This window comes from Klebsiella sp. GL120222-02 (assembly GCF_003097195.1).
Lineage (GTDB): Bacteria > Pseudomonadota > Gammaproteobacteria > Enterobacterales > Enterobacteriaceae > Klebsiella > Klebsiella variicola.
In genome coordinates this window covers 1-16,639 of sequence record NZ_QEQO01000004.1, presented here as the reverse complement: position 1 = coordinate 16,639, position 16,639 = coordinate 1, and the positions used below count along the sequence as shown (strand labels likewise).

Annotated in this window: 15 protein-coding genes, 2 tRNA genes and 2 rRNA genes; 8 read left to right on the top strand and 11 right to left on the bottom strand. The window is 55.9% G+C overall.

Translation table 11 applies throughout. The features are described 5' to 3' along the window. Nucleotides 1-39: 39 nt before the first annotated feature. From fadE to N438_RS13910, 3 genes are all read left to right on the top strand, one after another. Nucleotides 40-2,484, top strand: a complete 2,445-nt coding sequence (gene fadE / locus N438_RS13920; protein ID WP_116696339.1) for an acyl-CoA dehydrogenase FadE — start codon at nucleotides 40-42, stop codon at nucleotides 2,482-2,484. A 177-nt stretch (nucleotides 2,485-2,661) separates the two neighbouring features. Continuing rightward, nucleotides 2,662-3,432, top strand: coding sequence for an amidohydrolase (locus N438_RS13915; protein ID WP_016160335.1), 771 nt, complete (start codon nucleotides 2,662-2,664; stop codon nucleotides 3,430-3,432). A 248-nt stretch (nucleotides 3,433-3,680) separates the two neighbouring features. Continuing rightward, a complete protein-coding gene (locus N438_RS13910) occupies nucleotides 3,681-4,781 on the top strand; it encodes an AI-2E family transporter (RefSeq protein ID WP_012542797.1) in 1,101 nt (366 codons plus the stop codon). A gap of 28 nt (nucleotides 4,782-4,809) precedes the next feature. Here the strand turns inward: N438_RS13910 and eamB are convergent, their stop codons facing one another. After that, the gene (gene eamB / locus N438_RS13905) at nucleotides 4,810-5,400 is read right to left on the bottom strand and encodes a cysteine/O-acetylserine transporter (protein ID WP_116696338.1); all 591 of its coding nucleotides are present in this window, start codon (nucleotides 5,398-5,400) and stop codon (nucleotides 4,810-4,812) included. Between the two features lie 103 nt (nucleotides 5,401-5,503). Between eamB and N438_RS13900 the strand changes: the two genes are divergently transcribed. Continuing rightward, nucleotides 5,504-6,385 (top strand): LysR family transcriptional regulator, encoded by an 882-nt coding sequence (locus N438_RS13900; protein WP_012968890.1) that lies wholly within the window; start codon nucleotides 5,504-5,506, stop codon nucleotides 6,383-6,385. A 59-nt stretch (nucleotides 6,386-6,444) separates the two neighbouring features. Here N438_RS13900 and N438_RS13895 read toward each other — a convergent pair. Continuing rightward, nucleotides 6,445-6,521: transfer RNA gene (locus tag N438_RS13895), tRNA-Asp, on the bottom strand. A 133-nt stretch (nucleotides 6,522-6,654) separates the two neighbouring features. Next, nucleotides 6,655-7,386, bottom strand: coding sequence for a DNA polymerase III subunit epsilon (gene dnaQ / locus N438_RS13890; RefSeq protein WP_004204621.1), 732 nt, complete (start codon nucleotides 7,384-7,386; stop codon nucleotides 6,655-6,657). Between the two features lie 64 nt (nucleotides 7,387-7,450). Between dnaQ and rnhA the strand changes: the two genes are divergently transcribed. Then, complete coding sequence (gene rnhA, locus N438_RS13885; protein WP_004204620.1) at nucleotides 7,451-7,918, top strand: ribonuclease HI; 468 nt, start codon at nucleotides 7,451-7,453, stop codon at nucleotides 7,916-7,918. On the opposite strand, the gene N438_RS13880 is transcribed toward rnhA, so the two are convergent. Next, complete coding sequence (locus tag N438_RS13880) at nucleotides 7,915-8,637, bottom strand: class I SAM-dependent methyltransferase (protein WP_012968892.1); 723 nt, start codon at nucleotides 8,635-8,637, stop codon at nucleotides 7,915-7,917. The two genes, rnhA and N438_RS13880, sit on opposite strands and share 4 nt — an antisense overlap. 32 nt (nucleotides 8,638-8,669) lie before the next feature. Here N438_RS13880 and gloB point away from each other — a divergent pair, with 32 nt between their 5' ends. Both gloB and mltD read left to right on the top strand, forming a co-directional pair. Continuing rightward, a complete protein-coding gene (gloB, locus tag N438_RS13875; RefSeq protein WP_008805253.1) occupies nucleotides 8,670-9,425 on the top strand; it encodes a hydroxyacylglutathione hydrolase in 756 nt (251 codons plus the stop codon). A gap of 71 nt (nucleotides 9,426-9,496) precedes the next feature. Further along, nucleotides 9,497-10,864, top strand: coding sequence for a murein transglycosylase D (mltD, locus tag N438_RS13870; RefSeq protein WP_012542801.1), 1,368 nt, complete (start codon nucleotides 9,497-9,499; stop codon nucleotides 10,862-10,864). A gap of 59 nt (nucleotides 10,865-10,923) precedes the next feature. Here the strand turns inward: mltD and N438_RS13865 are convergent, their stop codons facing one another. The 3 genes from N438_RS13865 to N438_RS13855 form a co-directional block, all read right to left on the bottom strand. Further along, entirely contained in the window at nucleotides 10,924-11,694 is a 771-nt protein-coding gene (locus tag N438_RS13865) for a class I SAM-dependent methyltransferase (RefSeq protein ID WP_008805251.1), read from the bottom strand. Between the two features lie 87 nt (nucleotides 11,695-11,781). Further along, complete coding sequence (locus tag N438_RS13860) at nucleotides 11,782-12,579, bottom strand: endonuclease/exonuclease/phosphatase family protein (protein ID WP_002889629.1); 798 nt, start codon at nucleotides 12,577-12,579, stop codon at nucleotides 11,782-11,784. A 102-nt stretch (nucleotides 12,580-12,681) separates the two neighbouring features. Then, entirely contained in the window at nucleotides 12,682-13,872 is a 1,191-nt protein-coding gene (locus tag N438_RS13855; RefSeq protein WP_116696337.1) for an MFS transporter, read from the bottom strand. A gap of 103 nt (nucleotides 13,873-13,975) precedes the next feature. On the opposite strand from N438_RS13855, the gene yafC reads away from it, so the two are divergent. Further along, nucleotides 13,976-14,881, top strand: coding sequence for a DNA-binding transcriptional regulator YafC (gene yafC / locus N438_RS13850; protein WP_044650190.1), 906 nt, complete (start codon nucleotides 13,976-13,978; stop codon nucleotides 14,879-14,881). A gap of 45 nt (nucleotides 14,882-14,926) precedes the next feature. Here yafC and dkgB read toward each other — a convergent pair whose 3' ends face one another. The 4 genes from dkgB to N438_RS13830 form a co-directional block, all read right to left on the bottom strand. Then, entirely contained in the window at nucleotides 14,927-15,730 is an 804-nt protein-coding gene (gene dkgB, locus N438_RS13845; RefSeq protein ID WP_012542802.1) for a 2,5-didehydrogluconate reductase DkgB, read from the bottom strand. 164 nt (nucleotides 15,731-15,894) lie between these two features. Beyond that, nucleotides 15,895-15,971: transfer RNA gene (locus tag N438_RS13840), tRNA-Asp, on the bottom strand. Between the two features lie 57 nt (nucleotides 15,972-16,028). Continuing rightward, nucleotides 16,029-16,144 (bottom strand): 5S ribosomal RNA (rrf, locus tag N438_RS13835). 192 nt (nucleotides 16,145-16,336) lie between these two features. Continuing rightward, nucleotides 16,337-16,639 (bottom strand): 23S ribosomal RNA (locus tag N438_RS13830); the annotation flags it as partial.

The following is a 16,639-nucleotide window of genomic DNA, read 5'->3' as shown; positions in this document are numbered from 1 at the left end:
AGTGGTCAGACCTCCTACAAGCTCAGGGAGCATTTCTCTATGATGATTTTGAGTATTGTTGCAACCGTCGTTTTACTCGGTGCGCTCTTCTATCACCGGGTCAGCCTGCTGCTCAGCAGTGTGATTTTGCTCGCCTGGACCGCGGCGCTCGGCGCAGCCGGAGTGTGGAATATCTGGCTGCTGCTGCCGCTGGCCATTATTTTGTTGCCGTTCAACTTTGCCCCCATGCGTAAATCGATGATTTCCGCACCGGCATTTCGCGCTTTCCGCAAGGTGATGCCGCCGATGTCGCGTACGGAAAAAGAAGCCATCGACGCCGGCACCACCTGGTGGGAAGGCGATCTGTTCCGCGGCAACCCGGACTGGAACAAGCTGCATAACTATCCGCAGCCGCGCCTGACCGCCGAAGAGCAAGCTTTCCTCGACGGCCCGGTGGAAGAGGCCTGCCGGATGGCTAACGACTTCGCCATCACCCACGAAATGGCCGATCTGCCGCCCGAGCTGTGGGCCTATCTGAAAGAGCACCGCTTCTTCGCGATGATTATCAAGAAAGAGTATGGCGGGCTTGAGTTCTCCGCTTACGCTCAGGCACGAGTGCTACAGAAACTCTCTGGCGTCTCCGGCATCCTGGCGATCACCGTCGGCGTCCCGAACTCGCTGGGCCCGGGCGAACTGCTGCAGCATTACGGTACCGAAGAACAGAAGAATCATTATCTGCCGCGTCTGGCGCGCGGCCTGGAAATCCCCTGCTTCGCACTGACCAGTCCGGAAGCGGGCTCTGACGCCGGCGCTATTCCGGATACCGGCGTGGTGTGCATGGGCGACTGGCAGGGTCAACAGGTGCTGGGGATGCGCCTGACCTGGAACAAACGCTATATCACGCTGGCGCCAATCGCCACCGTGCTGGGGCTGGCCTTCAAACTCTCTGACCCGGACCGTTTGCTGGGCGGCGAGGAAGAGCTGGGCATCACCTGCGCGCTGATCCCCACCTCAACGCCGGGCGTGGAAATTGGCCGTCGCCACTTCCCGCTGAACGTCCCGTTCCAGAACGGCCCAACCCGCGGCAAGGATATCTTCGTGCCGATCGATTACATCATCGGCGGCCCGAGCATGGCCGGTCAGGGCTGGCGCATGCTGGTTGAATGTCTGTCCGTGGGCCGCGGTATTACCCTGCCTTCCAACGCCACCGGCGGCCTGAAATCCGTCGCCATGGCGACCGGCGCCTACGCCCACATTCGCCGTCAGTTCAAAATATCGATCGGCAAAATGGAAGGGATTGAAGAGGCGCTGGCGCGCATCGCGGGTAACGCCTATGTGATGGACGCCGCGGCGTCGCTGATCACCTACGGCATTATGCTCGGCGAGAAACCGGCAGTGCTGTCCGCGATTGTGAAATATCACTGTACCCACCGCGGCCAGCGCTCCATTATCGACGCGATGGATATTACCGGCGGGAAAGGCATTATGCTGGGCGAAGGTAACTTCCTCGCCCGGGCTTACCAGGGCGCGCCGATCGCCATCACCGTTGAAGGCGCAAACATTCTGACCCGCAGCATGATGATCTTCGGTCAGGGGGCTATTCGCTGCCACCCTTACGTGCTGGAAGAGATGGCCGCCGCGCAGAATAACGACCTGAACGCCTACGATAAGCTGCTGTTCAAACACATCGGCCATGTCGGCAGTAACAAAGTCCGGAGTTTCTGGCTGGGCCTGACCGGCGGACGCACCAGCAGCGCGCCGACCCGTGACGCCACCCGTCGCTACTATCAGCAAATGAACCGTCTGAGTGCCAACCTCGCGCTGCTGTCAGACGTGTCGATGGCGGTACTGGGCGGCAGCCTCAAGCGTCGCGAACGTATCTCCGCGCGTCTGGGGGATGTGTTAAGCCAGCTGTATCTGGCCTCGGCGGTGCTGAAACGCTATGACGATGAAGGACGCAATGAAGCCGATCTGCCGCTGGTTCACTGGGGAGTGCAGGATGCGCTGCACCAGGCTGAACAGGCCATCGACGATCTGCTGAAAAACTTCCCCAACCGTCTGGTGGCAGGTGCGATGCGTGTGGCCATCTTCCCGACCGGGCGTCATCATCATGCGCCGTCGGATAAGCTGGACCATAAAGTCGCTAAAATTCTGCAGGTGCCCAGCGCCACTCGCTCCCGCATCGGTCGCGGTCAGTACCTGACGCCGAGCGAGCATAACCCGGTTGGTCTGCTGGAAGAGGCCCTGCTGGAAGTGATGGCGGCCGATCCTATCCACCAGCGGATCTGCAAAGAGTTGGGTAAAAACCTGCCGTTCACCCGTCTGGATGAGCTGGCACACAACGCGCTGGCCAAAGGATTAATAAATCAGGAAGAAGCCGCTACTCTGACCCGCGCAGAGCACAGTCGCCTGCGCAGCATCAACGTCGACGACTTTGCGCCAGAGGAGCTGGCGACAAAGCCGGTAAAGCTGCCGGAAAAAGTTCGCAAAGTTGAAGCCGCATAATAAAACAATCACCACATCACACGCCGGGCGGGGAATTTTCCCCGCCTTTTTTTCGTCCCCCCTCCTCCGTGGCTTCTGTGAGTAGCATTTTTTTAACAAAATATTCCGCTGACCGCCGCGAGGCTGATATGGTGTTACAGTTAACCTAACCCCCTCATGAGAATGGAGTTGACCATTGTGCCTGGCCTGAAAATTACGCTGTTGCAACAACCGCTGGTCTGGATGGACGGCCCTGCCAACCTGCGCCATTTTGATCGCCAACTGGAAGGGATTATTGGGCGCGATGTCATTGTTTTACCGGAGATGTTCACCACCGGCTTTGCCATGGAAGCGGCAAAACAGTCTTTACCCGAAGCCGACGTGGTGGAGTGGATGCATGCCCGGGCCGCGCAAACCCAGGCGCTGATTGCCGGCAGCGCAGCGCTGCAAACCGAACACGGCGCTGTTAACCGCTTCCTGCTGGTCGAGCCCGACGGTACGGTGCACCATTATGATAAACGGCACCTGTTCCGTATGGCCGATGAACACCATCATTATGAGGCTGGTGACCGACGCGTGGTCTTTGAATGGCGCGGATGGCGCATCCTGCCGCTGGTCTGTTACGACCTGCGCTTTCCGGTATGGTCGCGTAATCTGAACGACTATGATTTGGCGCTGTATGTTGCCAACTGGCCGGCGCCGCGCTCCCTGCACTGGCAGTCGCTGCTGGTCGCCCGCGCTATCGAGAACCAGGCCTATGTCGCCGGCTGTAACCGGGTCGGTACTGACGGTAACGGCCATCATTACCGCGGCGATAGCCGGATTATCAGTCCCCAGGGGGAGATTGTCGCCACTGCCGATCCGCATCAGGCCACCCGTCTTGATGCCGAATTGTCGCTGGCTGCCCTCCAGGAATATCGCGAAAAATTTCCCGCCTGGCGCGATGCCGATCCTTTTACCCTCGGTTAATCTCCCTCCGCTTTCTTCCTCATTCAGCAGGTAAAGAAAGCGGGATTTCGCCCGCCAGCGCACCGCAGAATATTTGCCGGGCGCCATTCATTTCTGTTCTACACTCATTAAAAGCCCCCACAACCAAATGGGCGGAGATCACCTTCAACTCACTTCTGCGTTGTAAATCATGAATTTTCTGTTGCTGGCGTGTTTTGTTAAACAACGCTGAGCGTTGGCGTAAGAATATTATGTGAGCGTAAAAGAAAATGGATAATAATAATCTGCTGTTGATTGAAAAACGGCTGGTCACCCGCTTTCTCGATATGTTTATTCGGTTCGGGCTTATTCTGGCGCTGGCCTCATTCTGTTTTACCGTCTTTTCTCCCTTTATCAATATGATGCTCTGGGCGCTGATCCTCGCCGTGGCGCTCTATCCCTTACATCAATATTTTGCCGGATTGTTAGCGGGCAAACAGGGACTGGCGTCAGTGGTGCTGGTGTTGTTAGGTATTTTACTGATCGTCATCCCCACGGTGCTGATGATCACCTCGTTGGCGGAAAGCGCCAGCGCCATGATAGACAAGATGGGCAGCCAGAGCTTTACCATTCCCCCGCCCTCCTCGCGCATTGCCGCGTTACCGATCATTGGCGAACGGCTTAGCGCCCTGTGGATGAGAGCTTCCGTCGATCTCCCGGGACTGCTCAGTAATTACCGCTCGCAAATCGGCGACATTGCCAAACAGTTTCTCAGTATTTTGGCCAGCATGGGCGGCGGGCTGATTGGCTTTATTATTTCGTTTATCGTCTCGGGAATTATGATGGCCTGGGGCGCAGCGGGCGCCATCAGCGCCCAGCGTATTGCCATCCGTATTACCGATGAAAATAAAGGCGTGACCCTCACCCGCCTGTGCACCAGCACCATCCGCGCGGTCGCCCAGGGCGTCATCGGGGTGGCATTGATCCAGGCGCTGCTGGTCGGCGTGATCATGCTGATGGCCAGCATTCCCGCCGTCGGGATCTTCTTTATTCTGGCCCTAATCCTCGGCATTGCCCAGGTGCCGGTGATCCTGGTGACGGCCCCGGCCATTGCGCTAATGTGGAGTCTCGGCACCCACAGTACCGGCATGGATATCTTCTACACCATCCTGCTGATCGTCGCCGGCATGGCCGATAACGTCCTCAAACCTCTGCTGCTGGGGCGCGGAGTCGACGCGCCAATGCCGGTAGTGCTGCTGGGCGCCCTCGGCGGAATGGCCTCTAACGGCATTCTCGGTATGTTTCTCGGCGCCACCCTGCTGGCCATCGGTTATCGGATCTTCATGACCTGGGTAAATGAAGGGCAACCCGCCCTGCCGCAGGATAAATAACCTCAAGGGAGCGTTACGCTCCCTTAATTCATTCCATAAACATTCGTACCGCGCACCAGACCAGCAGCAGCGCCAGCAGCAGATTTAACCCTCTTCCATGGCGTTCGAACACCGGCTGAAACAGATGACCGGCCAGCGCCCAGCAAAGATTGCCGGCAACGCCTATTACTGATAGCAACAGGCTTATCATCACCAGCCAGAATGGCTCGCGAGTCACCGGCAGAACAAAGGTCGACAGGGCCGTGATGCCGTACAGGATAATTTTTACATTCACAAACTGCAGCCCCAGGCTGGCCCAGAAGCTGACAGGCCGCTCCTCCGGCCCACCGCTGGCCGGGTCGCTGCGGGCAATGTGCCAGGCCAGCCACAGGATATACCCTGCGCCGACCCAGCGTAGCAGGGAGGTTATCCCCTCATCCAGGGTAACGAGAGTGAACGTCAGCCCGGCACAAATCAGCATGATGATCACAAACCCCAGGCTCATGCCGGCCAGAACCCGCATGCTCCGTCGAAAGCCGTGCGCGGTGACGCTGCTCAGCGCCAGAATATTATTCGGCCCGGGCGTCAGGGCGGTGATCAGGGTGTAAGTTAAAAAGGCGCTAATCAGGGTAGGTGTCACGTGTTTTCTCCTCTTGACTGGCAGACAGTACCCGAAGCTGATAATTTAAAAAAATGAATGTTTTTTCATTCTGAATTCGAGAATGTTGATATAAAGAGGAAATATGGATCTGCGACGCTTTATCACCTTCAAAACGGTTGTCGAAGAAGGATCCTTTCTGCGCGCCTCGCAGAAACTGTGCTGCACCCAGTCCACCGTAACCTTTCATATCCAGCAGCTTGAGCAGGAGCTTGCCATCCCGCTGTTTGAGAAAATTGGCCGGCGGATGTGTCTCACCGCCGCGGGTAAAAATGTCCTGCCGCACGTCTACGATCTGACCAAAGTGATGGCGTCGATTCGCCAGGCGGCGCGCCAGGACGATGAACCCGGCGGCGAACTTCGCGTCGCCACTGGTGAAACCCTGCTGGCGTACAAAATGCCGCCGGTGCTGCAGCGTTTTAAGCAACGCGCCCCGAAGGTCCGCCTGTCACTGCAGTCACTCAATTGCTACAGCATCCGTGATGCGCTGCTCGCTGACGAAGTCGACCTGGGGGTGTTTTACCGGGTTGGCAACGATGATGCGCTCACCATGATGGAACTTGGCCCGCAGCCGCTGGCGCTGGTCGCGTCAGTCGATCAGGCGCCGGTCGACTTCCTGCGCCCGCGGCAGCATATCCCATTGAGCTTTATCATCAACGAACCCCAGTGCGTGTTCCGGCAGATTTTTGAAAGTACCCTGCGCCAGCGCGGCATTACCATGGAGAACACCATCGAACTGTGGAGTATTGAAAGCATCAAGCAGTGCGTGGCGGGCAATCTTGGGGTGAGCTTCCTGCCGCGCTTTGCGGTAGAGGAGGAACTCAAACGCGGGACGCTGGTCGAGCTGCCGTTCAGCGAGACGCCGCTGACGATCCATGCGCTCTGCGCCCATCACGCCGGGAAAGCAATCAGTCCGGCGATGCGGGTATTCATGCAGTGTATGCAGGAGGAACAAGAGGCGCGCTGAAATTCGGCGACGAAAACGACGAAAGCCTGAATCATTGCTGATTCAGGCTTTCTTAATAGTGGCGGAACGGACGGGACTCGAACCCGCGACCCCCTGCGTGACAGGCAGGTATTCTAACCGACTGAACTACCGCTCCGCGTTGTTGTTCCGTTGGGAACGAGGCGAATATTACGGATTCCCCTCTACCCCGTCAACGCTTTTTCTACCGTTTTGAATCGTTTGCTGCAAAAATCGCCCAACCGCCTACTTTTAATCCATTTTAGTGGTTATCAGGCACGCCACAGGCAGCTTCCGCCTTTCTTTTGTACCAGATCGAGGCGGGATTCATGGTTCACCAGTTCTTCATCAGAGGCATAAACTACCCGTAACTGGCTGGCGGCGCGGACGACGCGCTGAATGCCCATCTCTCCCGCCTGCTGCTGGCTTTCGCCTTCCATAGAGAACGCCATCGACGTCTGGCCGCCGGTCATCATCAAATAGACATCGGCAAGGATCTGGGCATCGAGTAATGCCCCGTGCAGCGTACGCTTGCTGTTATCTATTTCGTAGCGCGAACATAACGCATCCAGACTGTTGCGCTTGCCGGGGAACATTTTCCGCGCCAGCGCCAGACTGTCGGTGATTTTACAAAAGGTCTCGGTTTTTCCAATGCCGCGGTTCAGCTTACCGAACTCATAATCCATAAAGCCGATATCGAACGAGGCGTTATGGATCACCAGCTCCGCGCCGCGGATGTAATCCATAAACTCATCAGCCACGTCGGCAAAGGTGGGTTTGTCCAGCAGGAACTCATCGGCGATCCCGTGCACGCCGAATGCTTCAGGATCCACCAGCCGATCGGGCTTCAGATAGACATGGAAATTGTTACCGGTCAGGCGGCGGTTGATCACCTCCACGGCGCCGATCTCGATAATCTTGTGTCCTTCGTAGTGCGCCCCGATCTGGTTCATACCGGTGGTTTCGGTATCGAGAACAATCTGGCGCGTAATTGCAGTGCTCATAGCGGTCATTTATGTCAGACTTATCGTTTACAAATCGATTTCAATTACAGGAAGTCTACCAGAGATGCTCAAACAGGTAGAAATTTTCACCGACGGCTCTTGCCTGGGAAATCCAGGACCCGGCGGTTACGGCGCCATCATGCGCTACCGCCAGCACGAAAAAACCTTTAGCGCCGGCTACCGTCTGACCACCAATAACCGCATGGAACTGATGGCGGCAATCGTCGCTCTCGAAGCGTTAAAAGAGCATTGTGAGGTGGTGCTCAGCACCGACAGCCAGTATGTCCGCCAGGGGATCACCCAGTGGATCCACAACTGGAAAAAGCGCGGCTGGAAAACGGCAGAGAAAAAACCGGTAAAGAATGTCGACCTCTGGCAGCGGCTGGATGCTGCGCTTGGCCAGCATAAGATCAAATGGGAGTGGGTGAAGGGCCACGCCGGCCATCCAGAAAACGAACGCTGCGACGAGCTGGCCCGCGCGGCGGCCTCCCATCCCACTCAGGACGACATCGGTTACCAACCGGAGAGCTAATTCTGCCCCTTGCGCCACTGCCGGGTGGCGCCGACTGCCGGCCGCAGCTGGGTTTTCGCTTTACCGGATTTCATCGGATTGAGCGTCAGCGGAATGGTCCGTTTGCGGGCGACAATCAATTGCAAACAGCCCAGCGCCGGCAGATGGGTGCTCAGCAGTTTGCCGCCGTGGCGCGACCAGGGTAAAACCTGGTAACGCCCATAATGCAGCACTTCAAAGTTGAGTAGCGACAGCCAGTCCAGCTGGCGCATCAGCGTAAACATACGGCTATTATAAGGCGTACCGTTGCGCAGGAGCGGCACCAGCTTACGCAACCCCATCAGGCTGACCGGATTAAACCCGGTCAGGATCATCCAGCCATCATCGATCAGTACACGATCGGCTTCCCGCAGCAGACGATGCGGATCGCTACACCACGGCAGGGTGTGCGCCAGCAGGCAGGCGTCGACGGACTTTTCGGCAAAGGGTAAATGCAGCGGATCGGCCCGAACCTGCATCGGATTTCCTGCCAGCGAGACATTGACCTGGTGCGAGATGGCGCAAGCTTCAGTATTGATTTCCGCGCTCAGATTGCCAATCTTAAGCAGATGAAAGCCATATAATTTAGCCAGCCACGGTTTCATCTGCTGCTCCAGCGTTTCGCGATAGTATTCGCCCCACGGCATACTGGACCAATGCTCAGGCGCTGTCACTGTGTGAGGTATCCTTGCCGGCTTCATTGCCACCTTCCGCTACGCTTTAGAGGTAATTTATGAATCTTATCAGTATTCCCGCGTTTCAGGACAACTACATCTGGGTTCTCAGTGAGAATAACGGCCGCTGCATCATCGTTGACCCAGGAGAAGCCGCGCCGGTTCTGGCGGCCATTGAGGAAAACCAATGGCAGCCCGAAGCCATTTTACTAACCCATCACCATCAGGATCACGTCGGCGGCGTAAAACAATTACGTGAAAAATTCCCTTCTATAGTGGTTTACGGGCCGGCGGAAACCCAGGATAAGGGAGTCACTCAGGTGGTAGGCGATGGCGATCGGCTGTCAATTCTCGGGCACGATTTTTCCATTTTCTCTACGCCAGGTCACACATTAGGACATATCTGTTACTACAGCGAACCTTATCTGTTTTGTGGCGACACAATGTTCTCCGGCGGCTGCGGAAGGCTCTTCGAAGGTACTGCAGAGCAGATGTATCAATCATTTATGAAAATTAACGCCCTTCCTGAAGAAACCCTCATATGTTGCGCACATGAATATACGTTAGCGAATATGAAGTTTGCATTGAGTATCCTGCCAGATGATAGGGACATAAACGATTACTATCATAAAGTTAATGAGTTACGTGCAAAAAAACAAAAAACACTACCCGTAACTCTGAAAAATGAGCGTCGTATAAATTTATTTTTACGCGTAAATGATATTGATTTAATTGATAAAATTAACCAAGAAACAAATTTGCAACACTCTGTGGCGCGATTTGCATGGTTAAGGTCAAAGAAAGACGACTTCTGATATTTAATTCTTGTCATCGGCCAACTTCGCCGTTATCCTTGGTCGTCTTTTAAGCAACTATTGACACACACATGAAGGCACGAGCGATATTACTCGCCTCTGTCCTGCTGGTGGGGTGCCAGGCGTCTAAGCACGATGGCACCGTCGAACAGCGAGCACAGAGCCTTTCTGCGGCTGGTCAAGGGGAAGCAGGTAAGTTCACAAGTCAAGCGCGCTGGTTAGATGATGGAACCTTCTACGCGCAAGACCAGGATCTGTGGACTTCCATAGGCGACGAGCTAAAGATGGGAATACCGGATAATCCCCGGATTCGCGAACAGAAACAGAAGTACTTAAGAAATAAGAGCTATCTCCACGATGTAACTTTACGGGCAGAGCCGTATATGTACTGGATAGCCGGGCAGGTTAAGAAACGTAACATGCCAATGGAACTGGTATTACTACCCATAGTGGAGAGCGCTTTTGACCCACACGCGACGTCTGGCGCCAATGCCGCAGGCATTTGGCAGATCATTCCGAGCACAGGGCGCAATTATGGTTTAAAACAGACCCGCAGTTACGATGCGCGTCGTGACGTCGTCGCATCTACTACCGCGGCGCTGGACATGATGCAACGTCTGAACAAAATGTTCGACGGCGACTGGTTATTAACGGTCGCAGCCTATAACAGCGGCGAAGGTCGGGTCATGAAAGCAGTAAAAGCGAACCGTTCGCGTGGTAAACCCACCGATTTCTGGTCGCTGTCTCTGCCGCATGAAACGAAAATCTACGTACCGAAAATGCTGGCATTGAGCGACATTCTCAAAAACAGCAAGCGTTACGGCGTAAAGCTGCCCACGGCCGATGAAAGCCGTGCGCTGGCGCGCGTTCGCCTCGACAACCCGGTTGATATTTCTCAGCTCGCGGACATGGCAGGAATGCCGGTCAGCAAACTGAAAACCTTCAACGCTGGCGTAAAGGGGTCAACGCTGGGCGCGAGTGGGCCAAAGTACGTCATGGTGCCGCAGAAGCACGCCGCTCAGCTGCGTGAATCGCTGGCCTCTGGCGACATTGCCGCCGTGCAGCCAACGCAGCTCGCGGACAATACGCCGCTGACCAGCCGTAGCTATAAGGTACGCTCTGGCGACACGATTTCCGGGATTGCTTCGCGTCTCGGCGTCACGACCCGGGATTTGCAGCAGTGGAACAATCTGCGCGGTTCAGGGTTAAAAGTCGGGCAGAGTCTGGTTGTCGGCGCAGGTAGCAGCGCACAGCGCCTGGCGAACAACAGCGATAGCATCACCTATCGTGTTCGCAAAGGTGATTCGCTGTCGAGCATCGCCAAGCGTCACGGTGTTAATATTCGCGACGTGATGCGCTGGAACAGCGATACCGACAATCTGCGGCCTGGCGATCAGCTAACGCTGTTTGTGAAAAACAGCGATCGACCAGAGTCCTGATACGTCAGGGTTCGATAAAAAGGCACCGACTTCCCCCGGTGCCTTTTTTGTTGCCCGTATTAAACCGCTTTATGCGCTTCGAACAGGATGGTATCGCTGGTAAACGACCCGTCCTGCTGTAATTCGAAGTAGGCTTTGACCTCCGCCGAAGCGCTCTGCTGATATAAGCGAATCGCTTCTACCAGCGCCTCTGGGGTGCGCATCCGCGCCACCCATGAGCTGAACTCCAGCGGCAGGCGATCGGTCGATAAATGATTAATCACCAGGCCTGCGTCATTGGCCAGCGCCAGCCACTCGCCGCTGGAATAATTACGCACGTGCGAGGTATCGCGCAGCGCTTCCACGGTCTGCAACCAGACATCACGTACCGGATGACCCGGCGACATCACGTCCATTATGATCATCACCCCGCCCGGCTTGAGAACACGTTTCACCTCACGCAGCGCCTGGCCGACATCATGCCAGTGGTGCGCGGAGTAGCGGCTAATCACCACATCAAAGCTGGCATCAGCGAACGGCAGCGTTTCAGCATATCCCTGCTGGGTCACGATATTGCTAAAGCCTTTCTCTTTTGCCGCCGCGGTAACCACTTCCAGCATCTGGCTTGATAAATCATAGGCGGTCACCTCGGCAACCTGTCCCGCCGCGGTAAAGCTGGCGTGCCCTGCCCCGCAGCCCATATCCAGCACTTTCGCCTGAGGGAAATCGGCCAGCCGTTCAGCCAGCCGCTGCAGATCGCGCCCGGAGGCGTGCACGGCGCTGGTCAAATAGGCGCTGGCCTGGGAGCCGAACTGCTTTTCGACGTTGTCATGGTGAGAGCGTGTTGTCATTGTGTTGTCCTTCGGTTGTGTGAGTAATTTAGGGCAGCATCGTGCTGAACGCAGACCTGCCCGATGGCAGGCCTGACATACCTTAAATTAATCAGGCTTGCCGGGACTGAATTCGACTAGTAGCGGGTTGTGATCGGAGGCGCGGGTCACCAGCACGGAAGCATCGTGCACGCTTAACCCACGATAGAACACAAAATCGAGCGGACGACCAAACGCACGGCGGCGCTGATCGTCAGAGAAACGAACTTCGCGTAACGACATCTCACGCGCAAAGCGGTACAACGCGTTCATTCGCGGCCGGCTCCAGGCATTGAAGTCCCCGGCCATAATCACCGGCCCGCTGTGATGGGCGATCTGATCGCCGATCGGCAGCAACTGCTTGCTGTAGACATCGACGCCAAGGCTAAAGTTGACCGCATGGATGTTGACCACCATCAGCAGCCGCGCATCGGGCAGCGGATAAACGGTCACTAACGCCGATTTCGGCAATCGCAAAATAGGCTCGCGCTCGCGCAGCGGACAGCAATAGATGGGGTGAGCAGAGGCCAGCGTCATCACGCCGGAAGGATGCTGCGGCAATACCAGCGCCGGTACCTGATCGGCGGCCAGATAGTTTGAAGTCGCGAACCTGACCAGTTCTGGGGTAGTTTGCGCCTCCTGCAACAGGACCAAATGCGCATCTTTGCCGAAATTTTTGAGGACCGACTGCCACTCTGCGCGCTGCTGCTTGAAGATATTCCATACCAGCACGCGGATCTTTTCATCGCTGCTTAACGGCGTGCCGGCAGGATAAACCGGACTCACGCCCGCAAACGCCCCCGGAGGCAATATCCTCTCCGCAGGTTGTCCGGCGACGTAGCGCATGGCATAGGTATTCTTTCGCAATTTGGGCATCAATCCTCAATAACAGAAACCAGCCCAACAACGACTGGTTCTTCTGTTATAGGGATTTTCCCATCCACTTTCAATGCAATTTGCGATAAACCCTTAGCCTTCGAGAGAAACCGCTGCCGAACGGCGCGGCGATTTATCTAAACGACCGCTCAGCACCACCAACAGCAGGGCGACCAGCACAATCACCGCACCAATCCACGGCGTCTGCGCCAGACCATACCGTTCAACCGTCTGCCCGCCGACGATGGATCCCAGCGCAATACCAATATTGAAGGCGGCAATATTCAGGCCGGAAGCGACGTCGACGGCGCCAGGCGTATACTGTTCGGCTTTTTGCACCACGTATACCTGCAGACCCGGCACGTTGCCGAAGGCGAAAATACCCATTACCAGCACCGTTGCCAGCGCAGCATAGTGGATGCTGGCGGTCAACTGGAAGACCAGCAGCAGCACAACCAGCGCGGCGAAGATAAACTTCAGCGCGGAGACGGCGCCATGCTTATCGGCCAGTTTGCCTCCCCACACATTGCCAATAGCGACCGAGACACCGTAACCCAACAGGATCCAGCTAACCGTAGACGGACTGAAACCGGCCAGCTCCTGCATCATCGGAGCAAGAAAAGTAAAGGCGGTAAATACGCCGCCATAGCCCAGCGCGGTAATGGCGTAGATCATCAGCAGGCGAGGATGAGTTAAGACTTTCATCTGATCGCGCAGGCTGGCGCTGGCGCGGCCCGGAATATTATTCGGTACCAGAAGCAGACTGCTGATAAGCGCAATCACGCCCAGAATCGATACCGCGAGGAACGTTTCCCGCCAGCCAAAATGCTGACCGATGAAAGTCCCGAACGGCACCCCGGTGACCAGCGCGACCGTCAGGCCGCCGAACATAATAGCGATAGCTGAGGCGGCTTTCTCTTTTGCCACCAGGCTGGTGGCGATTGTCGAGCCAATAGAGAAGAACACGCCGTGTGCCAGACCGGTCAGCAATCGCGCCAGGATCAGCGTTTCATAGCCCGGGGCCTGCCAGGCCAGCACATTACCCGCCGTAAACAGGACCATCAACGCCAGCAGCAGCTGTTTACGCGGCATACGCCCCGTTAACGCCGTTAGCACCGGAGCGCCAATCGCCACGCCCAGCGCGTAGATAGAGACCAGCAGTCCCGCCGAAGGCAGAGAGATAGAGAGTTGTTGCGCGATAGTCGGGACCAGGCCGACAATCACAAATTCAGTGGTGCCAATTGCGAAGGCACCGATAGTTAAGGCAAATAGCGCCAGTGGCATAATTTACTCCGTAGCATCAGGATTAAGATGACACGTAGTATGAAGGGTTGTATAAATAACAAAACTATCAAAGTATCAATAGAATTTTGCTACAGGTGCAATAATGAGAGCCACATCAGAGGAGATCGCCATCTTTGTGGCGGTGGTGGAAAGCGGAAGTTTCAGCCGGGCGGCCGAGCAGCTCGGACAGGCCAACTCTGCCGTCAGCCGGGCGGTCAAGAAGCTGGAATCAAAGCTAGGCGTAAGCCTGCTCAATCGGACCACCCGCCAGCTCAGTCTGACGGAGGAAGGCGAGCGCTATTTTCGCCGGATGCAGGTGGTCTTGCAGGAAATGGCGGCAGCAGAGAATGACCTGCTGGAAACGCGCACAACGCCGCGGGGCCTGCTGCGGGTGGATGCCGCGACGCCGGTGATGCTGCATTTTCTCATACCGCTGGTGAAGCCATTTCGCGAGCGCTACCCGGAAATGACGCTGTCGCTCGTCTCTTCAGAGACGTTTATTAACCTGATTGAACGAAAAGTGGATGTGGCCATTCGGGCCGGGACCTTAACGGATTCCAGCCTGCGCGCCCGACCGCTATTTACCAGCTATCGTAAGATCGTCGCCTCACCAGACTATGTCGCGCGCTACGGTATGCCGCAGCATCCGTCCGATCTGAAACAGCATCACTGCCTCGGGTTCACCGAGCCGGTATCGCTGAATACCTGGCCGGTCTCCTGTTGCGATGGTCAGCTGTTAGAGATCGAATCGGCGGTGTCCTCCAATAGCGGTGAAACGCTCAAGCAACTGTGTCTGACCGGTAACGGCATAGCCTGTTTGTCGGATTATATGGTGGATAAAGAGATTGGCCGTGGGGAGTTTGTGGAGTTACTTGCCGACAAACGCTTGCCGGTGGAGATGCCATTCAGTGCGGTGTACTACAGCGACCGGGCGGTCAGCACGCGCATCAGGGCATTTATTGACTTTCTAAGTGAGCACGTCAAACAGCTCCCGAAGGAGCTGTCGTAATATCGTCTCAGACGGCAGTGCGAACGGCATGCCGAAAGCGGGAGATTAATCCCACTGTGGAGCCAGACCTTCCGGACTCACCAGACGATCGTTGCAGTCGAGTGCGGCGATCGCTTTACGATCTTCATCATCCAGCTGCAGATCCTGCGCTTTCAGGTTGCTGGCCAGGTTGTCACGTTTGGTGGACGATGGGATAACCGCATAGCCTTCGCCCATCGCCCATGCCAGGATAACCTGCGCTGGGGTCGCACCATGTTTCGCCGCGATGCGGGCAATCACTTCATCTTTCAGTGCCTTACCGTAGGCCAGCGTCATGTAAGAGGTGATATGGATGCCGTGCTCACGCGCCCAATCGACCACTTTACGGTTTTGCAGATACGGCGAGAGCTCAATCTGGTTAGTCGCGATATTCTCAGCGCCAACGGCGGCAATCGCGCGCTCCATCAGTGGAATAGTGAAGTTGGAGATACCGATCTGACGGGTCAGCCCCAGCTTCTTCGCTTCCATCAGGGCTGCCATAAACTCTTCAACAGCTACCGCATCGTTCGGTGACGGCCAGTGGATCAGCGTGAGATCAACATAGTCAGTGCGCAGCTTCTGCAGGCTCTCTTTCAGGCTGGCGATGAGTTTGTCTTTGCTCAGGTTTTCGATCCAGATTTTGGTCGTGATGAACAGCTCATCACGCGGCACGCCGCTTTCGGCGATGGCCTGACCCACCGCGGCTTCGTTGTCATAGATTTGCGCGGTGTCGATAGCACGATAGCCCAGCTCCAGCGCGGTTTTTACGGATGCGATAACAACATCATCTTTCAGACGGAAGGTGCCAAGACCAAATGCAGGGATTGCCATGATTTTCCTCGTTATTTCTTCATTTCGGTTAACGGATGAAATTATGGCTGATGGTGTGGAGGAGAAAAAGAGCGATTAATGCAGAGGATTTTTGCTGAATTAGCAATAATAGAGAACAGATCAAACAAAAAAGCCCTGAGCAAATGCTCAGGGCTCTTAATAAGTGGCGGAACGGACGGGACTCGAACCCGCGACCCCCTGCGTGACAGGCAGGTATTCTAACCGACTGAACTACCGCTCCACCGAATTTCTTCGCTTTATTACCACCGGTTGTCACCCCGGCTTACTGCAATTTGATGCCTGGCAGTTCCCTACTCTCACATGGGGAGACCCCACACTACCATCGGCGCTACGGCGTTTCACTTCTGAGTTCGGCATGGGGTCAGGTGGGACCACCGCGCTAGTGCCGCCAGGCAAATTCTTTGTGCTCGTCCTGTGTCTTTTGCGCTCATACTGCGTTGGCTGCTCTCGCGAGTGTCAGTCACATACTTATGTATGCTCCTTCCATCGCCTCGTTTGCCGCCTTGTCTCAGCGCAAAATCCTTCGGACTCTGAATCAGAGCTGAAAATCTTCTCTCAAATCCGCCAAAACAGCTTCGGCGTTGTAAGGTTAAGCCTCACGGTTCATTAGTACCGGTTAGCTCAACGCATCGCTGCGCTTACACACCCGGCCTATCAACGTCGTCGTCTTCAACGTTCCTTCAGGAGACTTAAAGTCTCAGGGAGAACTCATCTCGGGGCAAGTTTCGTGCTTAGATGCTTTCAGCACTTATCTCTTCCGCATTTAGCTACCGGGCAGTGCCATTGGCATGACAACCCGAACACCAGTGATGCGTCCACTCCGGTCCTCTCGTACTAGGAGCAGCCCCCCTCAATTCTCCAGCGCCCACGGCAGATAGGGACCGAACT